The sequence below is a fragment of the Gilliamella sp. X-60 genome, assembly GCF_057063585.1.
Map to the genome: position 1 here is coordinate 1 of NZ_JBXSQJ010000019.1, position 25,648 is coordinate 25,648.

20 protein-coding genes are annotated in these 25,648 nt (G+C 35.8%); 15 read left to right on the forward strand and 5 right to left on the reverse strand.

Features of this window, described 5'->3' with window-relative positions; translation table 11 throughout:
- The first annotated feature begins 375 nt into the window (after positions 1-375).
- The 10 genes from rppH to gltP all read left to right on the forward strand — a co-directional run bounded on the left by rppH (position 376) and on the right by gltP (position 11,927).
- Complete coding sequence (rppH, locus tag ACYIAM_RS09835) at positions 376-948, forward strand: RNA pyrophosphohydrolase (protein WP_065637706.1); 573 nt, start codon at positions 376-378, stop codon at positions 946-948.
- Positions 945-1,814 carry a prolipoprotein diacylglyceryl transferase gene (gene lgt / locus ACYIAM_RS09840; protein WP_483748131.1) on the forward strand — a complete coding sequence of 290 codons (870 nt, stop codon included), beginning with the start codon at positions 945-947 and terminating at the stop codon, positions 1,812-1,814. Before rppH ends, lgt begins: the two co-directional genes overlap by 4 nt.
- Positions 1,811-2,605 carry a thymidylate synthase gene (gene thyA / locus ACYIAM_RS09845; RefSeq protein ID WP_483748132.1) on the forward strand — a complete coding sequence of 265 codons (795 nt, stop codon included), beginning with the start codon at positions 1,811-1,813 and terminating at the stop codon, positions 2,603-2,605. Before lgt ends, thyA begins: the two co-directional genes overlap by 4 nt.
- A 247-nt stretch (positions 2,606-2,852) precedes the next feature.
- Entirely contained in the window at positions 2,853-3,803 is a 951-nt protein-coding gene (lpxL, locus tag ACYIAM_RS09850) for an LpxL/LpxP family Kdo(2)-lipid IV(A) lauroyl/palmitoleoyl acyltransferase (RefSeq protein ID WP_174797879.1), read from the forward strand.
- A 47-nt stretch (positions 3,804-3,850) separates the two neighbouring features.
- On the forward strand, positions 3,851-4,933 hold the full coding sequence (gene rlmM / locus ACYIAM_RS09855; protein ID WP_483748133.1) for a 23S rRNA (cytidine(2498)-2'-O)-methyltransferase RlmM: 1,083 nt from the start codon (positions 3,851-3,853) through the stop codon (positions 4,931-4,933).
- 20 nt (positions 4,934-4,953) lie between these two features.
- Positions 4,954-6,795: a penicillin-binding protein activator gene (locus tag ACYIAM_RS09860; RefSeq protein WP_174797877.1), complete on the forward strand. Its 1,842-nt coding sequence runs from the start codon at positions 4,954-4,956 to the stop codon at positions 6,793-6,795.
- Positions 6,761-7,132: a YraN family protein gene (locus tag ACYIAM_RS09865; RefSeq protein ID WP_483748134.1), complete on the forward strand. Its 372-nt coding sequence runs from the start codon at positions 6,761-6,763 to the stop codon at positions 7,130-7,132. The genes ACYIAM_RS09860 and ACYIAM_RS09865 overlap by 35 nt, the downstream gene beginning before the upstream one ends.
- Before the next feature lie 16 nt (positions 7,133-7,148).
- Complete coding sequence (locus tag ACYIAM_RS09870) at positions 7,149-7,727, forward strand: SIS domain-containing protein (protein WP_160403447.1); 579 nt, start codon at positions 7,149-7,151, stop codon at positions 7,725-7,727.
- A 97-nt stretch (positions 7,728-7,824) separates the two neighbouring features.
- Entirely contained in the window at positions 7,825-10,524 is a 2,700-nt protein-coding gene (gyrA, locus tag ACYIAM_RS09875) for a DNA topoisomerase (ATP-hydrolyzing) subunit A (RefSeq protein ID WP_483748135.1), read from the forward strand.
- 92 nt (positions 10,525-10,616) lie between these two features.
- A complete protein-coding gene (gene gltP / locus ACYIAM_RS09880; RefSeq protein WP_174797887.1) occupies positions 10,617-11,927 on the forward strand; it encodes a glutamate/aspartate:proton symporter GltP in 1,311 nt (436 codons plus the stop codon).
- A 166-nt stretch (positions 11,928-12,093) separates the two neighbouring features.
- Here the strand turns inward: gltP and rpmG are convergent, their stop codons facing one another.
- Positions 12,094-12,261 (reverse strand): 50S ribosomal protein L33, encoded by a 168-nt coding sequence (gene rpmG / locus ACYIAM_RS09885; protein ID WP_025314526.1) that lies wholly within the window; start codon positions 12,259-12,261, stop codon positions 12,094-12,096.
- 15 nt (positions 12,262-12,276) lie between these two features.
- A complete protein-coding gene (gene rpmB / locus ACYIAM_RS09890; RefSeq protein ID WP_034884345.1) occupies positions 12,277-12,513 on the reverse strand; it encodes a 50S ribosomal protein L28 in 237 nt (78 codons plus the stop codon).
- A 385-nt stretch (positions 12,514-12,898) separates the two neighbouring features.
- Between rpmB and aroE the strand changes: the two genes are divergently transcribed.
- The 4 genes from aroE (at position 12,899) to ACYIAM_RS09910 (ending at position 16,353) form a co-directional block, all read left to right on the forward strand.
- Positions 12,899-13,729 carry a shikimate dehydrogenase gene (gene aroE / locus ACYIAM_RS09895; protein ID WP_483748136.1) on the forward strand — a complete coding sequence of 277 codons (831 nt, stop codon included), beginning with the start codon at positions 12,899-12,901 and terminating at the stop codon, positions 13,727-13,729.
- Positions 13,730-13,833: 104 nt separating this feature from the next.
- Positions 13,834-14,187: an Aca2/YdiL-like domain-containing protein gene (locus tag ACYIAM_RS09900; protein ID WP_160431985.1), complete on the forward strand. Its 354-nt coding sequence runs from the start codon at positions 13,834-13,836 to the stop codon at positions 14,185-14,187.
- A gap of 217 nt (positions 14,188-14,404) precedes the next feature.
- Positions 14,405-14,917 carry a shikimate kinase AroL gene (gene aroL, locus ACYIAM_RS09905; protein ID WP_483748137.1) on the forward strand — a complete coding sequence of 171 codons (513 nt, stop codon included), beginning with the start codon at positions 14,405-14,407 and terminating at the stop codon, positions 14,915-14,917.
- A gap of 236 nt (positions 14,918-15,153) precedes the next feature.
- Positions 15,154-16,353: an MFS transporter gene (locus ACYIAM_RS09910; RefSeq protein WP_483748138.1), complete on the forward strand. Its 1,200-nt coding sequence runs from the start codon at positions 15,154-15,156 to the stop codon at positions 16,351-16,353.
- Positions 16,354-17,031: 678 nt separating this feature from the next.
- Here the strand turns inward: ACYIAM_RS09910 and ACYIAM_RS09915 are convergent.
- From ACYIAM_RS09915 to gltB, 3 genes are all read right to left on the reverse strand, one after another.
- Positions 17,032-17,301, reverse strand: a complete 270-nt coding sequence (locus ACYIAM_RS09915) for an NINE protein (RefSeq protein WP_483748155.1) — start codon at positions 17,299-17,301, stop codon at positions 17,032-17,034.
- A gap of 287 nt (positions 17,302-17,588) precedes the next feature.
- Complete coding sequence (locus tag ACYIAM_RS09920) at positions 17,589-19,001, reverse strand: FAD-dependent oxidoreductase (RefSeq protein WP_483748139.1); 1,413 nt, start codon at positions 18,999-19,001, stop codon at positions 17,589-17,591.
- A 13-nt stretch (positions 19,002-19,014) separates the two neighbouring features.
- The gene (gene gltB, locus ACYIAM_RS09925; RefSeq protein WP_483748140.1) at positions 19,015-23,472 is read right to left on the reverse strand and encodes a glutamate synthase large subunit; all 4,458 of its coding nucleotides are present in this window, start codon (positions 23,470-23,472) and stop codon (positions 19,015-19,017) included.
- A gap of 643 nt (positions 23,473-24,115) precedes the next feature.
- Here gltB and ACYIAM_RS09930 point away from each other — a divergent pair.
- Positions 24,116-25,642, forward strand: coding sequence for a fused MFS/spermidine synthase (locus ACYIAM_RS09930; RefSeq protein ID WP_174797869.1), 1,527 nt, complete (start codon positions 24,116-24,118; stop codon positions 25,640-25,642).
- The last annotated feature ends 6 nt before the right edge of the window (positions 25,643-25,648 follow it).

Sequence of the window (25,648 nt, forward strand, 5' to 3'; positions counted from 1 at the left end):
GAACTCAGAAGTGAAACGCCGTAGTGCCGATGGTAGTGTGGGTATTACCCATGTGAGAGTAGGGGGCCGCCAGACTTTTAAATTTGAGAGAGAGCCCAGCAGTGATGCTGGGCTTTTTTGCTTTTAAAGTTTTATTTATAAAGAAATAATTGAACTCTGTATTAAGGATCATTTATAGTTTATAGATAGAATTTTTAGAAAATCTTTGGTTAGTAGTAACATTTATATTAATTGATATGATAATAAACATTAAAAAGAATAAAGATTAACCAATTAAAGGGCATATTTATCCTATTTGTATTATTTTTTTATTTATTTATTACTGTATGTATGAAACAATTCAGTTATATAGGAATAAATTTTTTGAGGTAGTCAGTGATCGATAATGATGGCTACCGTCCAAATGTAGGAATAGTTATTTGTAACAGGTATGGTCAAGTACTTTGGGCTCGTCGTTATGGGCAAAATTCTTGGCAATTTCCTCAGGGCGGAATAAAACAAAGCGAAACGCCTGAGCAGGCAATGTTTCGTGAATTAAACGAAGAAGTTGGTTTATTATCAAAAGATGTGAAAATTTTGTCCGTTACTAATGGTTGGTTACGATATAAGTTACCAAAAAGGATGATCCGTTGGGAAAATCAACCAGTTTGTATCGGACAAAAGCAAAAGTGGTTCTTATTAGAATTAATATCTGATGCATCGGCAATTAATCTCAATATGTCTTCAACTCCTGAATTTGATGATTGGAAATGGGTCAGTTATTGGTATCCTATTCGCCAGGTTATTGCATTTAAGCGGGATGTCTATAGAAAGGCAATGAAAGAATTTTCTTTACCTGTGTTTGCTATACAGTCCGAAATAGTGGCGCCAATAACGAATATTCCTAAAAAGAAACGATTTAATTTCTTTGCTCATAAACGAAAAAATAAAAAGCGTATTAAAAAATGAATCAATATTTACAATTTCCTAACTTCGATCCAATAGCTTTCTCCATTGGTTCTATATCGCTTCATTGGTATGGCGCAATGTATTTGTTTGGTGTGCTGAGCGCTCTTTATTTGGCTAAGCGTCGAGCAAATAAGCCGAATAGTCAATGGACCTCACAGCAGGTTGAAAATTTATTATTCTGGGGATTTCTAGGTCTTTTTATTGGAGGACGGTTAGGTTACGTTTTCTTCTATAACCTTAGTACTTTTATTAAAGATCCTGTAATTTTATTTAAAGTCTGGGAAGGTGGCATGTCTTTCCATGGTGGTTTAATTGGTGCTATTTGTGTTATTGCTATTTTTGCTAAAAAGACAAAAAAAACCTTTCTACAAGTAGGTGATTTTGTTGCTCCTCTTGTACCGATTGGCTTGATGTTTGGGCGTTTTGGTAATTTTATTAATGGAGAACTTTGGGGAAGAGTCACTAATTCGTCTATTGGCATGTTATTTCCAACTTCATCACATGCCGATTTTATGTTTGTTCAGGCTCATCCTGAATGGTTTTCACTTTACGCTCAATTAAATGGCATTTTACCAAGGCATCCATCACAACTTTATGAAATGATGTTTGAAGGTATTGTACTATTTATTATCTTAAATATTTTTATCCGAAAACCAAGGCCAACGGGGGCAGTTTCTGGAGTATTTTTACTTTGCTATGGCTTATTTAGATTTGTTATAGAATTCTTTCGACAACCAGATGAACAACTCGGTTTATTTTTAAATATTATCAGTATGGGACAAATTTTATGTCTACCAATGATTATTGGGGGAATTTTGATACTGTTATATACATATAGATTTCATAAGAAGGCAAAAACAAGATGAAACAATATTTAGCATTAATGCAAAAAATTTTAGCTGAAGGCACCCCTAAGTCAGATCGAACGGGTATTGGTACACTATCTGTTTTTGGGCATCAAATGCGCTTTAATTTGCAAGATGGTTTTCCTCTTGTTACAACTAAAAAATGTCATTTACGTTCGATTATTCATGAGTTGCTTTGGTTTTTGAAGGGTGATACGAATATTAAGTATTTACAAGATAATAAGGTTACCATTTGGGATGAGTGGGCTGATGAAGATGGTGAGCTTGGTCCTGTTTATGGAAAACAGTGGCGGGCATGGGAGGCTTCGGATGGTCGTCAAATAGATCAGATTTCGCAATTAATTGAGCAAATTAAAAATGATCCTAATTCTAGACGTATGATTGTTTCTGCTTGGAACGTTGGAGAATTAGATCAAATGGCATTAGCACCATGCCATGCTCTTTTCCAATTTTATGTTGCAAATGGCAAACTTTCTTGCCAACTTTATCAACGTTCTTGTGATGTATTTTTAGGACTACCATTTAATATTGCCAGTTATTCGTTATTACTTCACATGATTGCACAGCAATGTGAATTACAAGTAGGTGAATTCGTGTGGACTGGTGGAGATACACATATTTATTCCAATCATATGGAACAAACCCATTTACAATTAAGCCGTGAACCAAGAAAATTACCCAAGTTAGTAATTAAGCGTAAACCTTCAACAATTTTTGATTATGTATTTGAAGATTTTGAAATTGTTGGTTATGATCCGCATCCTGCAATCAAAGCCCCTGTTGCGGTTTGATCTTTTGTGAAAAACTTTCAGGAAAATATGTGTTTTAGTATAAAATAAGGAAGTTCTAAGAACCAATCATAATGAGTAATTCTCATTATTCGCTATGATCTGCTATTTTAAATATAAATCGATTCTAACTTTTGTTACTGAATGATGATATAAAGTTGTTAGTTAACCCTGTTGATTTTTCTGCCCCTAAAATCAGGATATGGTATATAATAATCAACTTTATTATTAACAATAACTTGATCTTAATATGAGTCAAAATCAAGAAATTCGTCCTATTTTTACTAAATGCTTACTGCACCCTCGTTATTGGTTAACATGGTTTGGTATCGGTATTTTGTATTTAATTCTACTGTTGCCATACCCAATTATTTATCAATTGGGGAAAGGATTAGGTTTACTTTCAATGAAATTAATTGGCAAACGAAAAGAAACGGCGAGCCAAAACCTTAAACTTTGTTTTCCTGAAAAAACACAACAAGAACGTGACCAGATGTTACGTGAAAATTTTATCTCGACCGGTTTGGCTATTTTTGAGACAGGTATGGCTTGGTTTTGGTCAGATAAACGGCTTGCCAAGCGCGTTTCTATTGTTGGCGACTGCCATATTAAAAAGGTACAACAATCAGGTCAAGGCGTTCTGCTCATAGGTATTCATTTTTTAACATTAGAGTTAGGTGCACGTATTTTAGGGATGAGCCATCCAGGTGTGGGTGTTTATCGACCAAACGATAATCCCGTAATGGATTATGTTCAGCTTAAAGGTCGACTTAAGTCAAACAAATATATGTTAGACCGTCATAATACAAAGGGTATGATCCGAGCACTAAAAAATGGTGAATTGCTTTGGTATGCACCGGATCATGATTATGGCCCTAAAAATAGTGTATTTGCACCTCTATTTTCAGTAGAAAAAGCCGCAACAACCGTTGGTACACGCATATTAGTTAAATTAGGTCAGCCTGCTATTATCCCATTTACACCTAAGCGTGAAAAAAATGGACATTACACAGTTTATGTGACTTCCGAGCTTAAAGGCTATCCAATAGATGATGATGTACATGCTGCTACTTTTATGAACAAAGCTATTGAACAAGAAATTTTAAAAGCACCTGAACAATATATGTGGTTACATCGACGATTTAAAACTCGGCCAAAAGGGGAAGCACCTTTATATACCGATAATGTTCAATCTGATTGATGTGATTGTTGCTTATTATGGTGGTTTAATAAATTTAATATACAATTATGCAAAAATTAAATAAGATCGTTTTATATTGTCGTTGTGGGTTTGAAAAAGAATGTGCTGCTGAAATCACAGATAGAGCCGTGCAAAGAGAAATATATGGCTTTGCTAAAGTTAAAGAAAACAGTGGTTATGTTGTTTTTGAATGCTATCAAGATGGAGATGCACAATTATTAATAAAAGATTTGGCTTTTCGTACATTAATTTTTGCCAGACAAATGTTTGTATCGGGTGATTTATTAACAGATTTGCCGAATAATGATCGTATCTCTCCCATTATTGATGCATTATCTGGCACTATAGATAAAGCTGGGGATCTGCGTGTAGAGGTCGCTGATACTAATGATGGCAAGGCACTTTCCAGTTTTTGTCGTAAATTTACAGTTCCTCTTCGTCAGGCATTACGAACTAGACGTATTTTATTAAAAGTTGCAAATCCATCAAGACCCGTTATTCACTTATTTTTTATCAATAGTAATAGTTGTTATGTCGGTTATTCGCTGAGTCAAAATAATTCACCTTTTTATATGGGGATTCCAAGGCTAAAATTTCCAACCGATGCACCAAGCCGTTCTACGTTAAAATTAGAAGAAGCCTTTCATATTTTTATTCCTTATGAAGAATGGGATGAACGATTAAAAGGTGGTTTGAATGCGGTTGACTTGGGCGCTTGTCCTGGAGGTTGGACTTATCAGCTAGTAAAAAGAAGCATGATGGTTTATGCCATTGATAATGGACCGATGAATGAGAAACTGATGGAAACAGGACAAGTTAAACATTATCGTGAAGATGGCTTCAAATTTGCACCTAAAAAGAATAATATTTACTGGTTGGTTTGTGATATGGTTGAAAAACCGGCTAAAGTAACAGATTTAATAGCCAAGTGGCTAATTAATGGTTGGTGTAGAGAGACTATTTTTAATCTGAAATTACCAATGAAAAAACGTTATGAAGAAGTAAAACAAAGTTTACAATTACTAAACGACGAATTAAATAATAAAAAAATTAATGTACAAATTCAGGCTAAACAGCTTTATCATGATCGAGAAGAAGTGACCGTTCATGTGCAACGAATTTGGGGATAATAACTTACAAGAGAATGGCTATGAATTTAAAACACTCCTTTTATGCTATGTTAATAATGCCGATATTTGCATTTTTGGTAGGATGTACTTTTGAAACGTCAAAGGAATCACTTAACTTTGATAATAAACAAAATTCTAATTATTATCTATTACAAGCAGATAATAGTTCTGGTTCAATTAAAGTTAATTGGCAATTATTAGCTGTTCGCGCTTTAATAAAAGAAAATAAATTTTCGCAAGCAAATGCGTTATTATCAAGTTTACCTCTTAATCTCAATAGTGAACAGCAAAAAGAAAAATTATTGTCAGAAGGTGAAATTGCGGTAAAAAAAAGACAATCATTTGACCTTAATAAATTTGCTATTTCAGATTTGAATAACTCACAGCTATATCGTTATTATACGATTAAATTAGGTTTGGATATAAATAGTAAAGATATTAATGCTCAAGCTCATGATTATCTTCAATTAGAAAAATATGTGACAGAAGCCGAAAAAAGGCAATTATTAAATAATACATGGAATTTTTTCCGTAAGTTAAAATCTGATAAAATCAGTAAAGTTTTAGTTGGTGAAAATGAAGCAATATTACAAGGCTGGGTTGACTTAGCTTATACTTATCAAAATAATAGCAAAGCAATTGTTTCGCAAGATGATGATACTCCAGACACAATTGCAGCAAAATCTGAAAATCAAAAACAGTTATTAAAAAAAGCTGTCAACAACTGGGCTACACAATATCCAGATCACCCAGCTAAAGAGATTATTTCGATATTGACCGGTGAACAAACACTTTCTGCTGATGCTAATGCAAAAAAGGTTGCTTTATTGTTACCATTAAATGGTTCTTCACATATATTTGGTGAAACTATTCGTCAAGGCTACATCAGTGCCTCAAAGTTTTTTCCACAAGAACCGCAACAAAATGTGATTGTACTTGATACAACTAGTGCACCTATGGATACTTTAATCCAGCGAGCACAGGAACAGAATGTGGAATTAATTGTAGGACCTTTATTAAAAAATGAAGTTACTAGAATAAAAGAACTAGCACCCGCTATTCCTGTGTTAGCCTTGAACAAAGTTGATAATACGACCACTTCAGCTAATAAAATGTGTTTTTTTGCGTTATCGCCTGAAGATGAAGCAAAAGATGCAGCAGACCATATTTATTCTCAAAATAAAGTTAAACCATTATTATTAGTACCCCAAAGTGATTTGGGGCGACGTGTTGCACAAAGTTTTGCTACACAGTGGTCACAATTGTCGGCAAATGCTTCACAGGCTTACGTGCAATATTTTGGCAATACTACAACACTAAGTGCCAACATGAATCATAATATAGGTATTAACCTTGCAGGTAGTCCTATCTCGATTGATGAGACACCAACAGAGGGAATGTCATCCGCTGGCTTTGATGCTATTTATGTTTATTCTTCATATGATGAATTGACATTGATAAAACCCATGCTTGATATGGGAGCGAATAAGACAATTGGTAATTCATCTGCTGTCATGCTTTATTCAAGTTCAAAAAGTCATGTAGCTAACGCCTCTAATGATTTTAATTATGATATGAATAAAACTGAATATGCAGAAATTCCTATGGTTATGAATCAAAAGGATAATACAAATATACCAAGCAATGTTCAGAAAGATTATTCATTAATGCGTCTATATGCAATGGGCGTTGATGCATGGAGACTTGCAAATCGTTTTAATCAGCTTAATTCCTATCAACTTAATTTTTTAGATGGTATGACAGGTAAACTATCCACAAGCGATCAATGTGAAGTAACTCGCTCACTCTCTTGGCAGCAATATATTTATGGCGATGCTAAATCAGATTCAAAGAGCCAGTAAAAAACAAATTGGTGAGTGTTATGAAAATATTGCTCGCCAATATCTACTTAAGCAGGGGCTTATACTTCTTGCTCATAATATCCAATTTCGCTTTGGTGAACTCGATTTAATTATGTTAGACAATAAATGTCTTGTTTTTATTGAAGTACGTTATCGAAAAAATGCAAATTTTGGTGATGCTGAAATGACCGTGACATTAAATAAACAAAATAAAATCAAGAAGGCGGCCCAACTATGGATGATAGAGCAAAATTTAAATATTGAGGACACAGAGTTTAGATTTGATGTTTTTGCTATTACTGGTAAAAGCAAAAAGTGGATTATTAATGCATTTTAATTTTAGGTGAAAAAGTGTGCAAGATTTAATTAAAAATTATTTTACTGAAAGTATTCAAACTCAAATTGTTATGGCTGAATCGCTTGGTTATTCTATTGAAAAGGCAGCAAATATTATTGTTGAGAGTTTACTTAACGGCAACAAGATTATGAGTTGTGGTAATGGTTCATCCGCTGCTAATGTACAAAGTTTTACTTCACGTTTAATTACCAGTATTAATATCGAAAGACCAAGTATTCCAGCAATAGCTTTAGTCTCAGACAATGTTTTATTAAGTGCTATAGCTAATCATGAGGAAATTTATGCCCGCCAAATTCAAGCATTAGGTCAGCAAAGTGATGTTTTAATCATAGCAACTTGCCAAGGCAATAGTCGAGCCATCATTCGCGCGGTTCAAGAAGCGGTAATTAAGGATATGAAAATCGTTGCATTAACCGCTTTTGATGGCGGTGAAGTTATTGGTTTACTTGGGCAAAATGATATTGAAATAAGGGTTCCATCTTATAAAAAAGTGATGGCTTACGAAATGCATGCCATGATTTTAAATTGCTTATGTCAATTAATTGAAAATACGTTGTTTATTCATAGCGAATAAGTTGAAATAAAAATAGTTTAGTTCTGCATTCATAGTGATTTTATGCTATAATTATCAACTATTTTGAAGACTTAAATTAATAAGAGAACATGGTGTTATGACCGAATTAGCCAAAGAAATAACTCCCGTTAATATTGAAGATGAATTAAAATCCTCTTATCTTGATTATGCAATGTCTGTTATTGTTGGGCGTGCTTTACCTGATGTGCGTGATGGGTTAAAACCTGTTCACAGACGTGTTTTATTTGCTATGCATGAAGCGGGATATGATTGGAATAAACCTTATCGAAAATCTGCTCGTGTTGTTGGGGATGTTATCGGTAAATACCACCCACATGGTGATTCTGCTGTTTATGACACAATTGTGCGTATGGCTCAACCATTTTCATTGCGCTATATGTTGGTTGATGGTCAAGGAAATTTTGGTTCTGTTGATGGTGATTCAGCTGCAGCAATGCGTTATACCGAAATTCGGATGCAAAAATTTGCTGGAGCGTTATTGACTGATCTTGATAAGGAAACAGTTGATTTTTCACCTAACTATGATGGATCAGAAATGATCCCCGATGTATTACCGACTCGTATTCCAAATTTATTAATTAACGGCTCTTCAGGGATTGCGGTTGGTATGGCAACGAATATCCCACCTCATAATCTTGCTGAAGTCATTAATGGCTGTCTTGCTTTTATTGAAGATGAAAATATTTCAATTGATGGTTTAATGGAACATATCCATGGTCCAGACTTCCCGACCGCAGCGCTCATTAATGGGCGTAAAGGTATTGAAAATGCTTATCGTACTGGTCGTGGTATTATCTATATTCGTTCTAAAGCCACAATAGAAGTTGATGACCATTCTGGACGAGAAACTATCATTGTTAACGAAATTCCATATCAAGTTAATAAGAAAAAATTAATCGAGAAGATTGCAGAATTAGTCAAAGATAAGAAAGTAGAAGGGATTTCGGCATTACGCGATGAGTCAGATAAAGATGGTATGCGTATTGTTATCGAAATCAAACGAGATGCTGTCGGTGAAGTTGTATTAAATAACCTTTTCTCATTGACGCAATTACAAGTTTCATTTGGCATCAATATGGTGGCGTTACATAAAGGTCAACCGAAACTATTAAACTTACGTGAAATGATTGAAGCCTTTGTACTTCACCGCCGTGAAGTAGTCACTCGCCGAACCATATATGAATTACGTAAAGCACGTGAACGTGCTCATGTATTAGAAGGTTTGGCGATAGCGCTTGCTAATATCGATCCAGTTATAGAATTAATTCGTTCTACATCAACGCCTAGTGAAGCTAAAACAAAATTATTAGCGCAAGCTTGGCAGCTAGGTCATGTTGCAGCTATGCTAGAAAAATCTGGTAATGATGCGGCTCGTCCAGAAGATTTAGCGCCAGAATTTGGCATTCGTGAGGGGCACTATTATTTATCTGAAGCTCAAGCTCAAGCCATTTTAGATCTTCGCTTACATCGACTGACAGGACTTGAGCACGAAAAAATTCTTGATGAATATAAAGAATTACTTGTGCAAATTGGTGAATTATTACATATCTTGGCTAGTTCAGAAAGATTAATGGAGGTGATTCGTGAAGAGCTTGAAGCTGTTCGAGATCAGTTCCAAGATGCGAGAAAAACTGAAATTACTGCAAGTAGTGCAGATATTAATATTGAAGACCTTATTGCGCAAGAAGATGTCGTTGTCACACTTTCCCATCAAGGTTATGTAAAATATCAACCGCTTTCTGATTATGAAGCTCAACGTCGTGGTGGTAAAGGTAAATCTGCAACTAAAATTAAAGAAGAAGACTTTGTCGAAAAATTATTGGTAGCAAATACCCATGATACGATTCTTTGCTTCTCAAGCCGTGGTCGTTTATATTGGATGAAAGTCTATCAGTTACCTGAAGCCAGCCGTGGATCACGTGGGCGTCCAATTATCAATTTATTACCGCTTGAGGCGGGTGAGCGTATTACTGCGATTCTACCTGTTCGAGAATTTGATGATGAACATTGCGTATTTATGGCAACAGCGCAAGGTACCGTTAAGAAAACGTCTTTAATTGAATTCAGCCGGCCTCGTAGCGGCGGTATTATTGCGATTAATCTACGTGATGATGATGAATTAATCGGTGTGGATTTAACTAACAACGGCCATTTAGCTGCTAGTGATGATGAAGATCTGAATGATGATGCCACTATTGATGAAGGTGAAGATGAGGATAATGAAGTCGCCGAGAGCTCTAATACAGAGGATATTATGCTGTTTTCTGCCAATGGTAAAGTTGTTCGATTCCCAGCTAATAAAGTTCGTTGTATGGGGCGAACTGCCGCAGGTGTTCGAGGTATAAAACTTGATAGTGATGATAAAGTGGTTTCATTAATTGTACCTCGAGGTAATGGTGCAATTCTAACTGCAACTCAAAATGGTTATGGTAAACGTACACAACAAGAGCTATACCCGACAAAATCAAGGGCAACGAAAGGCGTTATATCTATTAAGGTTAGTGAGCGAAATGGCTCAGTTGTTGGCGCTGTACAAGTTGATGAGACTGATCAAATTATGTTAATTACGGATGCGGGTACATTAGTTCGTACTCGTGTTTCAGAAGTGAGTGTTGTTGGTCGAAATACTCAAGGTGTTATGCTTATTCGAACTGCCGAAAGCGAAAAAGTTGTGGGATTACAGCGAATTGCCGAAACAGAAGATGAAGATGGTGAATCTGAATTATTGTCACTAAGTGAAGAACGGAGTGATTCAGAACATGAATCTGAAGAATAATTTTTAATTATTTAAAAGGATTAGTTAAGTATAGCTAATCCTTTTTTATTTAGAATAATCTCGAAAAGGAATAGTATTTGATGTCATTTTCTATAAAAAAAATCTTAACAAATCTTGCATGGCAAATTTTGATAGCTTTGATGTTAGGGGTTGCAGTAGGCGCTTATTTATTTGAACTTTCAGTTCCAAGTCATCCATTACATTCATATTACCAATTTTCAATAGTGAATATATTTCAACCTGCAGGCGATATCTTTATTCGATTAATTAAAATGATTGTGCTGCCAATTATACTGAGCACATTAACGCTAGGTATTGCAGGTATTGGTGGTTCTAAACGATTAGGGACATTAGGTTTTAAAACAATTCTCTATTTTGAAATTATTACAACGATTGCTATTTTATTAGGTCTTTTTTGGGGTAATATTTTTGCACCAGGCGCAGGGATTGATTCCTCCACACTAGCAACGGCAGATATTAGTAAGTATACCCAAGCCGCTGAAGAATTAAGTGGAAAGCCTCATGGTTTAATTGTCATGATTCTTGATATGATTCCTGCCAATATCTTTAAAGCTATGACTGATGGTGCTGTTTTACCTGTCATTTTCTTCTGTGTCTTTTTTGGTTTAGGCTTAATGTCTTTACCAGATAAACAACGCGAACCATTTGTATTCTTCTTAAAAGTAGTGTCTGACACTATGTTTAAAGTCACTAATATGATCATGCGTTATGCGCCTGTGGGGGTATTTGCACTAATTACTGTAACGGTGGCCAAATATGGATTTGCATCTCTACTTCCTTTACTTAAATTAATTTTAACCGTCTATTCAGCAATGATTGTTTTTACATTAGTGGTCTTAGGACTTGTTTGTAAACTTTGCCAATTTAATATTTTTACATTATTGAAAATATTAAAAGAAGAATTGGTTATTGCATTTTCGACCGCAAGTTCAGAAACAGCATTACCTAAAATCATTGAAAAGATGGAAGCTTATGGTGCTCCAAAATCGATAACGAGCTTTGTTATTCCGACAGGTTATTCATTTAATCTTGATGGTTCAACACTTTATCAAAGTATTACGGTAATCTTTTTAGCACAGTTATTCCAGATAGATTTAACTATTTTAGATCAGATTATTATTGTCATCACTTTGATGATAGCATCAAAAGGAATTGCTGGTGTACCAGGCGCTTCAATTCTTGTTTTATCAGCAACGCTTGGTAGTGTAGGTATTCCTCTTGAAGGGATTGGTTATATTATGGGGGTTGAACGTATTTTAGATATGGGCAGAACGGTCGTTAATGTGGTAGGTAATGCATTAGCAGCGATTGTTATTGCGCGTTGGGAACATGCTTTTGACGATAAAAAAGCAAGAGCTTATGAACAGCAATATTTGAAATAAAACTACTGCCGTCTTTTAGCAAGCTTCAGGTTAAAAACTGGAGCTTTTTTATTGCTTAGTGCACTCACTAGAGCGATATCAATTAACAAAATATGCGGGTATGTTTGTGCTAAAAAGGTATAAAAAAACCCAGCATAGGCTGGGTTTTTTATTAATTTGTCTAAAACTATTTAATTTTAGCTTCTTTATAAATAACATGCTGACGAACAACAGGATCGTATTTTTTGATCTCCATTTTTTCAGGCATAGTTCTCTTATTTTTGCTAGTGGTATAAAAATGACCTGTACCAGCAGAAGAAACTAATCTAATTTTTTCGCGTACACCTTTTGCCATGATATTGTTTCCTTATTAGTACTTTTCACCACGGGCACGAAGTTCAGCTAAAACCGCATCAATACCCTTTTTATCGATAGTACGCATACCTTTAGCAGATACACGCAATTTTACAAAACGTTTTTCACTCTCAATCCAGAAACGGTGAGTTTGAAGATTTGGTAGAAAACGACGTTTAGTAGCATTCATCGCATGAGAACGATTATTTCCTACTAAAGGACCTTTTCCTGTTACTTGGCATACTCGTGACATGTCAATAATTCTCCGAAATTTCAATGCTTAAGCCTTGGGCGTAATATGTTAATGGAATTAACCTCGTCAGGCTTTTAGTTTGCTGCAGTTCTATCTGAGAAGCAGTCTAACCTCTCACACTACACCCATAATAATGAGGTAGCGAAGTATACGCTGTTATACGCAATTTCTCAAGCATTATCTTATTTTGGTGTAAAAATAGGCACATTACCTAAATGAATATTAACAAATAGATAACCATTATTGCTATAAAACTATTATTCTATAGTTAGCGTTATCTTAGTTAAATACAAAAACTGTTTAATTTTATAATAAATATGTTTTAATACTATTGATTATAGATTTTATCTATTAGGTCTAATTTTCTAACTTTCAAGGAGATTGTATGAACCCGTTCACGCCATATAGTATATACGGTATTATCGGTTATCCTTTAGGACATAGTATGAGCCCTCTTATTCATACTACATCATTTCAGGATTACGGTATTCCCTCAGTTTTAGTTCCTTTTGCTACGCCACCAGAAGATATTTCAACCTTATTCAAATCTGTAAGATTATTAAACATTCGAGGATTGTGTGTCACAATTCCGCATAAGCAAACGATTATTCCCTATTTAGATAAAGTGACTGAGCATGTAAAAAAAGCCGGTGCTGCTAATTTAGTCTATTGGGAGGGTGATAAGCTTTGTGGTGACAACACCGATATTGTTGGTTTTATGCAACCTCTTGAACAGAAGAAATTACCAGCTGAATATAAAAAAGTTTTATTACTAGGAGCTGGCGGTGCGGCACGTGCTGCGGTTGTCGGATTACAGGATCTTGGTTATACCGATATTACCGTGACCGACATAGCGAGTGACTTACCCAAAGCATTAGCTAAAGAATTTAATCTTAAAATAGTTGCTTGGGAAGAACGTAGTCAAGTTGAAGCGCAAATTATTATTAACTCTACCCCCTTGGGTATGCAAGGCAAGTTTGAAGATCAGACACCTTATGAACAAGCTTGGTTTAAAGGGAAGGGATTAGCTTATGATATTGTTTATACACCATATAATACACGATTTAGACAAGAGGCTGAAAAAGCTGGCTGGGAATCTATTTCAGGGCGTGAAATGTTTATAGGGCAAGCAAATGCACAATTTAAAATTTGGACAGGAAAAGATCTTTCCGATAGGGCAAAACAAGCTGTAATAGATACTTTAGCTGAAAAATAAAAATTGAAAATAGAACATACATTTCATTAAAGTGAATGAGATGTATGTTAAATAAAATTAGATAGTTACTTTTAAAATAAGTCATATTATTAAAAGGAGTATTTATGACAAACTTAGAATTGCAAGCTTATCGTCGTTTTCTGATGCTAAAAGTATCAGAAGCTAGCCAATATATTGGTAAAACTGATGCTAAAACATGGCATGATTGGGAGAGCGGTACTATACCCGTGCCTGAGTTTGTTGAAATAACAATGCAAAAGCTGAAAAAGCTTCGCAATGATAAAATTAATATTATTATCAATAGTATCAATGATCGTGTTGGCAGTAATACAATACGCTACTTTATGACATATGAAGAATTTAAAAAAGTGAATTCTGATCTAGACGTGGTGCAATGGCGGTTACATCAATCAATCGCCACAGAGCTCTATTTTCGTGGTTTAGAAAAACTATGTTAATTGACTTTATCAAGATGACTTTTGGAGCCTAAAAGGCTTTTTTATAACCTTAGTAAATAATTATTTACAAAAAATCTTATCGGAATTTAATTTAATTATTTAAAAGATAAAAATTTTTTATTATTTCTATAATATGTAAAAAATATATTGCAAAAATAAGAGTGAATCACTAGCATGGTTAATATATTCTGTAAATCTGAAAAAAATAGAACCCGATATGAATAAAACAATTTTTTTAGTTGGTGCAAGGGCAGCAGGTAAAACAACAATGGGAAAAATGTTAGCAAATAAGCTATCGTTTTCTTTTATTGATACCGATAGCCATTTGTTTGAAACTACTCAAAAAACAGTGGCTGAAATTGTTGAACAAGAAGGTTGGGAAGGATTTAGAGCAAGAGAAAGCCAAGTGCTTGTTGATACAACTAAACCCAATCGTGTCATTGCCACTGGTGGAGGCATGGTATTAGCTGAGCATAACCGCGATTTTATGAAACAAAATGGCACGGTTATCTTTTTATCTGCGCCAGCGGCAACGCTAGCTGCTCGTTTAATGAAAGATCCGAATGTTGCTCAAAGACCCTCGTTAACGGGCTTATCTATTGCTGATGAAATAGATAAGGTATTAGCTGAAAGACTACCTTTATATCATGATGCTGCTCACTATGTGGTGAATGTTGATCAAGATGAAAGCTTGATCCTAGCTAAAATGCTCGAAATGCTTGAAGATTGAAATTAAGTTTTTTATCAGATACCACTTAAAAAGTGGTATTTTTATTGGTATAGACAACAATAAAATTTAATAAAAATTCTATATAATTTTAATTTTCTGTCAGATTTTTACTATTTTTTAGGAATAAAAAAGATAAAAGTCAGGTAACAAATCTAAACTTACTTTTTCCGCTTAATATTGATACATATATATTGAATAGAACTAAAGTTTTATGTTTTACATATGGAGTATGACAAATGGAAAATCAAAAGATCAATTCTTATGGAATTGTTGGATCTATTTATGCAAATTATATTATTCAAAGTATTGCGCTAATTGTGATTATGCAATTTTCTCAAGCGCTTTCAAAGCAACTAAATACTGATATAGTTGGGCTTGGTTATGTTGCATCAGGCATAGGAATTGGCAAAATCTTTTTAATGTTCGTTGGTGGGGTGCTATCAGATAAATTTGGTAGAAAGTTATTTATTTATCTAGGTATGATTTGTTACGCCATTTTTTTTATAGGGATAATTTTTTGTACCAACATTCATATAGCTTTTTGTTTAGCGATTGCCGTGGGAGCGGGTAATTCTTTTTTAGATACAGGTTCTATGCCTGCCTTAACTGAATGCTTTCCTGGATCTGCGAGCTCTGCGAGTGTCCTTATAAAAGCTTTTATTTCCATCGGAACGCTAGTTCTACCTTTTATTGTTACTTTTTTTGATACCAACAAAATATGGTATGGTTGGGCGTTTCTCGGTTTTACTGCTTATTTAATCATTAACAGTTTATTATTATTACCTCAACAATTCCCACATAAAGATACGACAATTAAAGGTTGTGAAGGTTCAGTAAACTATTTTACAGGTAATCCTCGATTTGAATTTGAAGGTATTTTACTGATTATCATGGGATTTACTACAACAGCAACATTTGTCATTATTTTACAATGGTTGCCAACTATCGCTATTAAAGGTGTTAATATGAGCTATATCGATGCAAAACAACTGATCAGCTATTATAGTACCGCATCCATTATTTCGGTATTTGTTACAGCATTTGTGGTTAAACGTTTCTTAAAACCAATATTTTGTATTATTATTCTGCCTGCTTTGTCTGCCTTAGTATTAATTGTGTTTTATTTCAATATTTCACCCGTCATGTGTGTCATTGCCGCAATTGGCGTAGGATTAACTGCTGCAGGTGGCGTGTTACAGTTGACTTTGGTTGTAATGCAACAACTGTTCCCAACTCGTAAAGGTCTTGCAGTTGGTTGTATGTATACATTTAGTGGACTATCGTTTGTTGTCATTCCGCGAATAGTGCCCAAATTGGCGATGCTTAACGTCAGTTACGCTATTTTAATTGATATTTTTATTGCGGCATCAAGTGTTGTACTTGGTTCAATTGTTTTTTATCGTTTTAAAAAAGTGATTGATTTAACAAAAATATAGATCATAATTTTAATAATTTTCAAAAAAATTAATTGATAAGGAAAGAAAAATATATAGGCAAGTTAGTTTGTCTATATATGTAAGCATCTCACCATCGTTAGTACAAAAACCACATCGCAAATTACGTTGCGTGTTTTAGTTTTATATTCAATTGGGGACCATATTATTTATATGCTTAGTGGGGCTTGCCGTGCTATAAATCGTCAACGATTCTTCGGTTTCCATTCTTGCTTACTCGTGGTTGTTAAAAAGATATAAATATACTACTTTATTTTGGTACGATTAAATTGTTCAATATACTCTATTGATAAAGGGGCTGGGAAGAATGGAATCTATGATTACATTGGATAATTTTATCCATTTTGCAAAAAATGTCTCGGTGAGATCTGATTCGTTATTCACACATAATCTTAATGAAGCCCCTTATTATTCAGTGAGCTTATTAAGATAGTAAATAATTTGCATGAAATATTAGTGCTGTTTACTGAATTTGAGCTATGATTGTCATGGATAGATAAAAAAAATTAACGTTTTATCAAAGACAAGAGATAGAGCGATGATATCATAAAGAAAAAATAACCGTCACAGATTCCCACAAAGCAATTTTTGATAACGCTTTATGAGCTTTAGTGGATTATTTTTATAATAAAATGAAAACACAGAGGTATTTTCTGCGCATTATGCACTCTTTTCGTCTATAGCATGAGTTGACGGTTGAGCGTGATGAGCATTGTTAATTTGAATTGAGATATTATTTGGTGACTGCTGATTATATTTACTTTTATAGATGCAATTAGCATAATCAACCATACCGCTAGTTAGAAAAATGTCTAGAATCCATCCAATACCGAACAAACCTAAAGTAAATAACCAAATAAAACCTGAAATCCATTTACCGCAGTACATTCGATGGATTCCCCAAAAACCGAAAATATCATTTCTCGAAATAAAATAAAACTAATTTTTATACTCAAACATCTAGTTACCTGAAACTTTTTGACAAAAATTTCAAAATCACACTAGCCCCAAAAAACTCTAAAACATCTAAACTAAAAAACAGAAACTATCATATAAATGCTTTATTTTTTAAAGTCACAAAATAAAATAAATAAGATCAATTACATAGATGAAGTGTTTTTAATAAAAATAACAACTATTATGGAATACCTACATAATAATACAATAAATAAACCCGCTTATTTAAAGCGGGTTTATTTTTTAATTTAAAATAATAGTTAAACTTCTAAGTAATCTAAGATGCCTTCTGCCGCTTTGCGCCCTTCACTAATCGCCGTTACCACTAAATCTGATCCCCGAACAGCATCGCCACCGGCAAAGATTTTAGCATTACTAGTTTGGTAACCATTAGCTTCTGGAGCAATGATTCGACCTTGCGCATCAAAATCAACACCTTGTTCTTCCAACCAAGGCATAGCATGTGGTTTAAACCCAAATGCCATCACGACAGCATCGGCAGGTAGGACAAATTCTGAACCTTCAATCATGACTGGTGAACGTCGACCTTTTGCATCGGGTTCTCCAAGCTCTGTTCGGACCATTTTTACGCCTGTCACTTGCCCAGTGCTGTTAATTTCAATGCTTAGTGGTTGTACATTAAATTGAAACTGTGCGCCTTCTTCTTTGGCGTTTTTTACTTCTCGCTTTGAGCCTGGCATATTGGCTTCGTCCCTGCGATAAGCACAAGTGACTTCGGTAGCGCCTTGACGAATCGAGGTTCGTACACAGTCCATTGCAGTATCACCACCACCAAGCACAACCACACGTTTATTTTTCATGTCAATGTAAGGCGTATCTTGGGTTTGTTGATGTTGCATGAGGTGCTTGGTATTGGCAATTAAAAATGGCAGTGCATCGTAAACACCATTAGCATCTTCGTTCTCAAGCTCTGCTCGCATTGATTGATAAGTACCTGCACCAACAAATACGGCATCAAATTCATTGATTATGTCAGCTAATTGAACGGTTTTGCCTACTTCAGTATTTAGCCTGAATTCAATACCCATTTCGGTAAAAATGCGACGTCGGTTAATGAGTACTTCTTTGTCCAATTTGAAAGCGGGGATACCAAATGTCAGTAATCCGCCAATTTCAGGGTGGCGATCAAACACCACAGGTGTTACACCATTGCGCACTAAGACATCAGCACATGCAAGGCCTGCTGGGCCTGCACCAATAATAGCGACTTTTAACCCTGTTTGTTCGACATTCGATAGGTTGGGTTTCCACCCCATTTTAAAGGCTTCATCAGTAATATAACGTTCAATATTTCCAATGGTAACCGCACCAAATTCGGCATTTAAAGTGCAAGAGCCTTCACAAAGACGATCTTGTGGACAGACTCGACCACAAACTTCGGGCAGGCTGTTGGTTTGGTGCGAGAGTTCTACCGCTTCTAGAATTTTACCTTCATTAACCAGTTTTAACCAATTGGGAATATAGTTATGTACAGGGCAGCGCCATTCACAATAAGGGTTACCACAAGCCAGACAACGATCGGCTTGTGCTTGTGATTGCGAAGCAGAAAAGCCCTCATAAATTTCAACAAATTCAATTTTGCGGATGTTTAACGATTTTTTAGGCGGATCAACACGTTGTAAATCGATAAACTGATAAACATTTTGACTCATTTTCGTGTTCTCCTTACTGTGCTTGAACGTGCAGTTCTGTCGATGAGCGACTGCGATGTCCAAGTAATGCTTTGACATCACTGGATTTTGGTTTGACTAGGGCAAATTGCTTAGCAAAATTGTCCCAATTAGCCAAAATATTTTCGGCTCGTGATGAGTGGGTTAGTTGAGCATGTTCCATAATTAAACCGCGAAGGTGTTCTTCATGAATGGCGTAATTTGCGACGTTTAGCATTTCGACCAGCTCTTTATTGATGCGTTTATGTAGTTCGCCATCTTCATCTAAGATATAAGCAAACCCACCAGTCATACCAGCACCGAAGTTAACCCCCGTTTTTCCAAGTATACAAACAATACCGCCTGTCATATATTCACATCCATTATCACCAATGCCTTCAACAACGCTGATGGCACCGGAATTACGTACGGCAAATCGTTCACCTGCTCGGCCTGCGGCAAATAATTTGCCACCTGTTGCGCCGTATAAGCAGGTGTTGCCCGCGATGGTCGCTTCATGACTTAAAAATGCCGAGCCTTGCGGTGGGCGAATGACAATGCGTCCACCAGCCATGCCTTTACCAACATAGTCGTTGGCATCGCCAGTTAGGGTTAGATCTACACCACCAGCATTCCATACACCAAAACTTTGCCCCGCCGTGCCGTTGAAGTTTAGCGAGATCGGATCGGTGACTAAGCCTTGATCGCCATATTTTTTGGCAATATAGCCTGATAGGCTTGTGCCAACCGAGCGATCAGTGTTTTGAATGTCAAAATAGAAGCTTTTGCTTTGACGGTTATCAACAAATTGTTGTGCTTGCGTGATGATCTCTTTATTTAGTACCCCTTTATCAAAGGGTTTGTTATCTTCTATGCAGTAAACCGGTTTGCCTTCAAGCGGGGTAGCGGTTTTTAGCAGTCCAGATAGATCCAGTTTTTGTTGTTTTGCCGTGATGCCGTCAAGTTCTAATAATAAATCAGTTCGTCCGATTAAATCGACAATTCGACTTACGCCTAGTTCTGCCATCACTTCTCGTGTATTACGTGCAATAAAGCGGAAGTAGTTCATGGCTTTTTCAGGCAGGCCATGATAGTGCTCGCTACGTAATTTTTCATCTTGTGTTGCAACACCTGTTGCACAGTTATTAAGGTGACAAATACGAAGATATTTACAACCCAAGGCGACCATTGGACCAGTTCCAAATCCGAAGCTTTCTGCCCCTAAAATGGCTGCTTTGACAATATCGGTACCGGTTTTTAATCCACCGTCAACTTGTAGACGGATTTTGTGACGTAACCCATTAGCGACTAATGATTGTTGTGTTTCAACCAGTCCAAGTTCCCAAGGTGAGCCTGCGTATTTGACTGACGTTAATGGGCTAGCACCGGTTCCCCCGTCATAGCCAGAAATAGTGATGAGATCAGCATAAGCTTTAGCAACACCGGTTGCAATGGTTCCAACCCCGGGTTCAGATACTAATTTGACTGAAATCATTGCGTTAGGGTTAATCTGTTTAAGGTCAAAAATAAGTTGTGCCAAGTCCTCAATTGAATAGATGTCGTGATGAGGCGGTGGCGAAATCAATGTGACACCGGGTACTGAAAAACGTAATTTTGCTATATACGGTGTGACTTTATCACCGGGTAGCTGACCGCCTTCACCCGGTTTTGCTCCTTGCGCGACTTTAATTTGAATAACATCAGCACTCATTAAGTAACTTGGCGTTACGCCAAAACGGCCTGATGCAACTTGTTTTATGCGTGAAACTTTTATGGTGTTGTAGCGTGCTGGATCTTCACCTCCTTCTCCTGAATTGGAGAAACCTCCGAGAGTATTCATGGCTTCGGCAAGCGATTCGTGCGCTTCAGGGCTCAGCGCACCAATTGACATAGCGGCTGAGTCAAATCGTTTGAATAGCGATTCTTCAGGTTCGACTTGTTCCAGTGGAATAGCTGCATCTTTAGGTGGATTGAGCTTTAATAAATCACGTAATGTGGCAATAGGGCGATTATTGACGATATCAGCATAACGTTTGTAATCGTCATAATTGCCATTATTGACCGCTTTTTGTAGTGACTGTACCACATCAGGATTATAGGCATGATATTCGCCACCATGGACAAATTTAAGTAGTCCACCTTGTTCTAATGGTTTTCTTTTTAACCATGCACTTTTCGATAAGTTAAATTGGTCTTGCGTAAAATCATCAAAATTAGCGCCACTAATACGACTAGTAACACCTTGGAAACAAAGTTCAACCACATCCTTATGTAATCCAACCGCTTCAAACAATTTTGAGCAGCGGTAAGAGGCAACGGTTGATATCCCCATTTTAGACATGATTTTATATAGGCCTTTGTTAATTCCATTGCGGTAATTAAGAATTGCTTCACGATAAGATTTATTTATCGTGCCATTATCGACCATTTGACCTAAGGTTTCATAGGCTAAGTAAGGGTAAATTGCTGTTGCTCCAAAACCGAGGAGTACCGCAAATTGATGTGGGTCACGACAACTTGCGGTTTCAACAATGATATTGGCATCACAACGTAAATTCTTTTCAACTAAACGCTGTTGTACAGCACCAACCGCCATTGGTGCCGGAATTGGTAAGCGATCGGCCGCGATGTTTTTATCTGATAAAATCAGTAATACTGTACCATTACGAACTTTTGCTTCGGCATCACCACATAATTGTTCAATGGCATCACGTAAGCTGCCATCAATGTCATAGGTGATGTCTAATGTTTCTGATTTGTAGTAACGCGATTCTAACGCGGTTAATTGTTGTAAATCAGAATAAACTAAAACTGGATATTTAAATGCCACACGATGCGCTTGACCTTCTGCTTCGGCAAATACATTCATTTCTCGGCCGATGCTGGTTGAAAGTGACATAACATGCGCTTCACGTAGTGGATCGATAGGCGGATTTGTGACCTGTGCAAATTTTTGGCGGAAATAATCATAAATTAAACGAGGTCTACTTGATAATACAGCAAATGGGGTATCATCACCCATTGATCCGGTGGCTTCTTGGCCATTTTCACCGAGTACACGAATGCACTGGTCAAGCTCTTCAGCGCTATAACCAAACTGTTTTTGATAAGTTGCAAGTAAAGTATCGTCGTAATTGCGTGAACCAATGTTATCATCAGGTAGGTTTTCAAATGGTATTAGCTGTTTAACATTTTTTGCCATCCATTCTTTATAAGGATGACGTTTTTGTAAATCGTTGTCTGTTTCAGACGATTGTAATATGCGACCTTCTTCGGTATCGATAACTAATAATTCACCTGGGCCAACACGACCTTTAGTGACGACTTCATCAGGTTGATAGTCCCAAATACCAATTTCAGAGGCACAGGTAATAAGTTTGTCTGTCGTTATTACATAACGTGCAGGACGTAATCCATTACGGTCTAAATTACATGCCGCATAACGTCCATCTGACATCACAATACCCGCAGGTCCATCCCAAGGCTCCATATGCATTGAGTTGAAATCGAAAAAGGCACGCAGGTCTTCGTTCATGTCAGGATTATTTTGCCAAGCAGGAGGAACAAGCAGGCGCATAGCTCGTACAATATCCATTCCACCAACAAGGAATAGCTCTAGCATGTTATCTAATGAACTCGAATCAGATCCAGTGACATTAACAAACGGTGCGGCATCTTGTAAGTCTGGAATGAGTGGCGTTTTAAATTTGTATGAGCGCGCTTTTGCCCATTGGCGGTTACCTTCTATGGTATTAATTTCACCATTATGCGCCAGATGTCGAAAAGGTTGCGCTAATGGCCAACGTGGCACGGTATTAGTTGAGAACCGTTGATGGAATAAACAAATAGCCGTTTCCATGCGAATATCAGCCAAATCTAAATAGAATCGAGGTAAATCTTTAGGCATACATAAGCCTTTATAGATATTGACCTGATTGGAGAAGCTGCAAACGTAAAATGTATCGTCTTTCACCCGTTTTTCTATTCGACGACGCACCATATATAAACGACGCTCTAAATCGATTTTTGTCCAACCGGCTGGGGCGTTGACAAACACTTGTTCTATTTTGGGTAGTGATGATAATGCAATTTCGCCCAGTACGCTTTTATCAATCGGTACTTCGCGCCAACCTAGAATAGATAAGGTTTCTTCAGCAAGTTCTTGTTCAACAATATCACGGCTAGCTTGTGCTTCTTTTTCGTCTTGGCTTAAAAATAGCATACCAACGGCATAATTGGTCGCTAATCGCCAACCTGCATCTTGTGCTACTAATCTAAAAAAACGGTCGGGTTTTTGCAATAAAAGACCACAACCGTCGCCAGTTTTTCCATCAGATAAAATGGCGCCACGGTGTTGCATTCTGGCTAAACCGTGAATTGCTGTACGCACCACTTTATGACTTGGTTGCCCTTCAATGTGAGCAATTAGCCCAAATCCGCAGTTATCTTTTTCATGATGCTGGTTATATAACATATCATTGCCTCTAATTCATCGCTTTTATAATTTGAGAAGGTATAGGCATTAATCCCATATTAGGTGTGAAGTTAATTAAAAATCAGTTTTTGGTCAAATAAATATTACTTATAACTTAATTTTTTGATAACTAAGACTAAACTTATTAATAAAACTAATAAGAGGCAGTTCTAGATGAACTCAATATAGTGATTATGTAGTGAAAAAAGGAAGGATGTTAATGATGGTAATTTATTGTCAATTTTTGTAAATAAGTTTAATAAACGGTGTACTTTTAAGTGATAATCTTATGCTGTATTTTACAAAAAGTATGAATTAGGCTTGCTAAATAACTGATTGAATCTTTCAAAATTAAATTTGTTTAAAACTGATTATTTAAAAAAATTAATCAACACTCTCAATTTGTACTTAATGCGCTGATTATTGATATCACTCATTTTTTTCTTTATATCAACCTTACATAAGTTCTACTCTTAGCAATGCAATGTTCAAAAAACACGCTTGCAAAAGTCGTTAATTAGGTGTTTAATTAAGCAGCAAATTCTTCTAATTAGGAGAGTTGAATTAAAAAAAAGCAGTAATTAACGACTCAATTAACTAAATAATATCTCAAAACAATAAAGAAATTTTAGGGAAAGTTATTATGAAATATTTTGCTTGGTCCATTTCGCTTTTAGTTGGGCTTATGAGCTTAGGGCAAGAGATGCTATGGTTTAGAATAGTGAGCTTTATTTTGGGTGGGGCTCCTTTTGCTTTTGCTCTGGTATTGTTTTTCTTTCTATTAGGCATTGCCTTTGGAGCAAATAGAGGTAAGGCTATTTGTGCTCGTTATTCTAACCTATTCTTCGCTGGTGGGACGGTTTTAATTTTTGCTGGTTTTATTGATATATCGATCCCATTGATTATCCAATACATACCTCAAAAAAGTGCTATAGGAGAATTGTTAGGTATATGTTGTATTTTAATATTCGTCGTTGCTGCTTTAAAGGCAATATTATTTCCGATCGTACATCATTTAGGTACGAATATTTCCAATGGGAAAGTAGGTGCATCTGTATCTAAAGTCTATTTCTTTAATATTGTTGGCTCAACGCTTGGTAGTTTATTAATTGGAGGCATTCTTCTTGATTATATCTCTATTTCATCTATGTTTATTCTAATTGGTATCGCTTGTATTTTATTAGGCGCGTTGATGATAGTGAAAAAATCGATGATTTCTGTCATCGCTGTTGTTATGCTTGGTAGCTGTTGCTTTTATTTAGTGAATAAACACTCGGATTATATGTTTAGAAATGCGTTTGAACAAGGAATATCTATCAATTCTTATATTGAAAATCGTTACGGTGTAATCCATATCGTCAATGACGATAGGGATGGTAGAAAAAATATTGTATTAGGTAATAAGATGTATGATGGGATATTAAATATCGATCCTGATATCGATATAAATGATCTAAATCGGCTTTACTTATTATCGGCAACCCATCCAAATCCTAAAAAAGCGCTAGTTATTGGTGTGAGCGGTGGTGCATGGACTCGTGCCTTATCAAGTTTTCCAACATTAGAAACCATTGATGCCATTGAAATCAATAAAGGGTATCTGGATATTATTAAACAATACCCTATTGTTTCGCCAATATTAAACGATCCTAAAATTAATATTTATATTGATGACGGACGGCGTTGGCTTAAACGAAATAGTGACAAAAAATATGATTTAATCATTATGAATACCACTTACCATTGGCGTTCAGGCGCAACCAATTTATTATCACAAGAGATGATGAAATTAGTAAAAAATTCATTAAATCCTAATGGTATTCTGGCTTTTAATAGTACTCGATCTCCTGATACATTAAAAACAGCACAATCGGTATTTAAATATGCCTATTGGGGAACACTTGGCTTTATTTATGCCTCCGATTCAATGATTAAACTTGATGAAGTTGTTGCTAAAGAGCGTCTTGATAAGTTAGTTTTAGATGGTAAACCTTTGTTTAATAAAGAATCCAAACAAATTGAAAATGGCGCTTATAAAAAAACATTAGCGACAAAACTATTAAGCTTAGACGAAGTTGAAAAATTTTATCATTTAGGGAGAGATACGGAAATCATTACCGATAGCAACATGATAACAGAATATAAATACGGACTTTTGGGAAATAAATAAGGAACC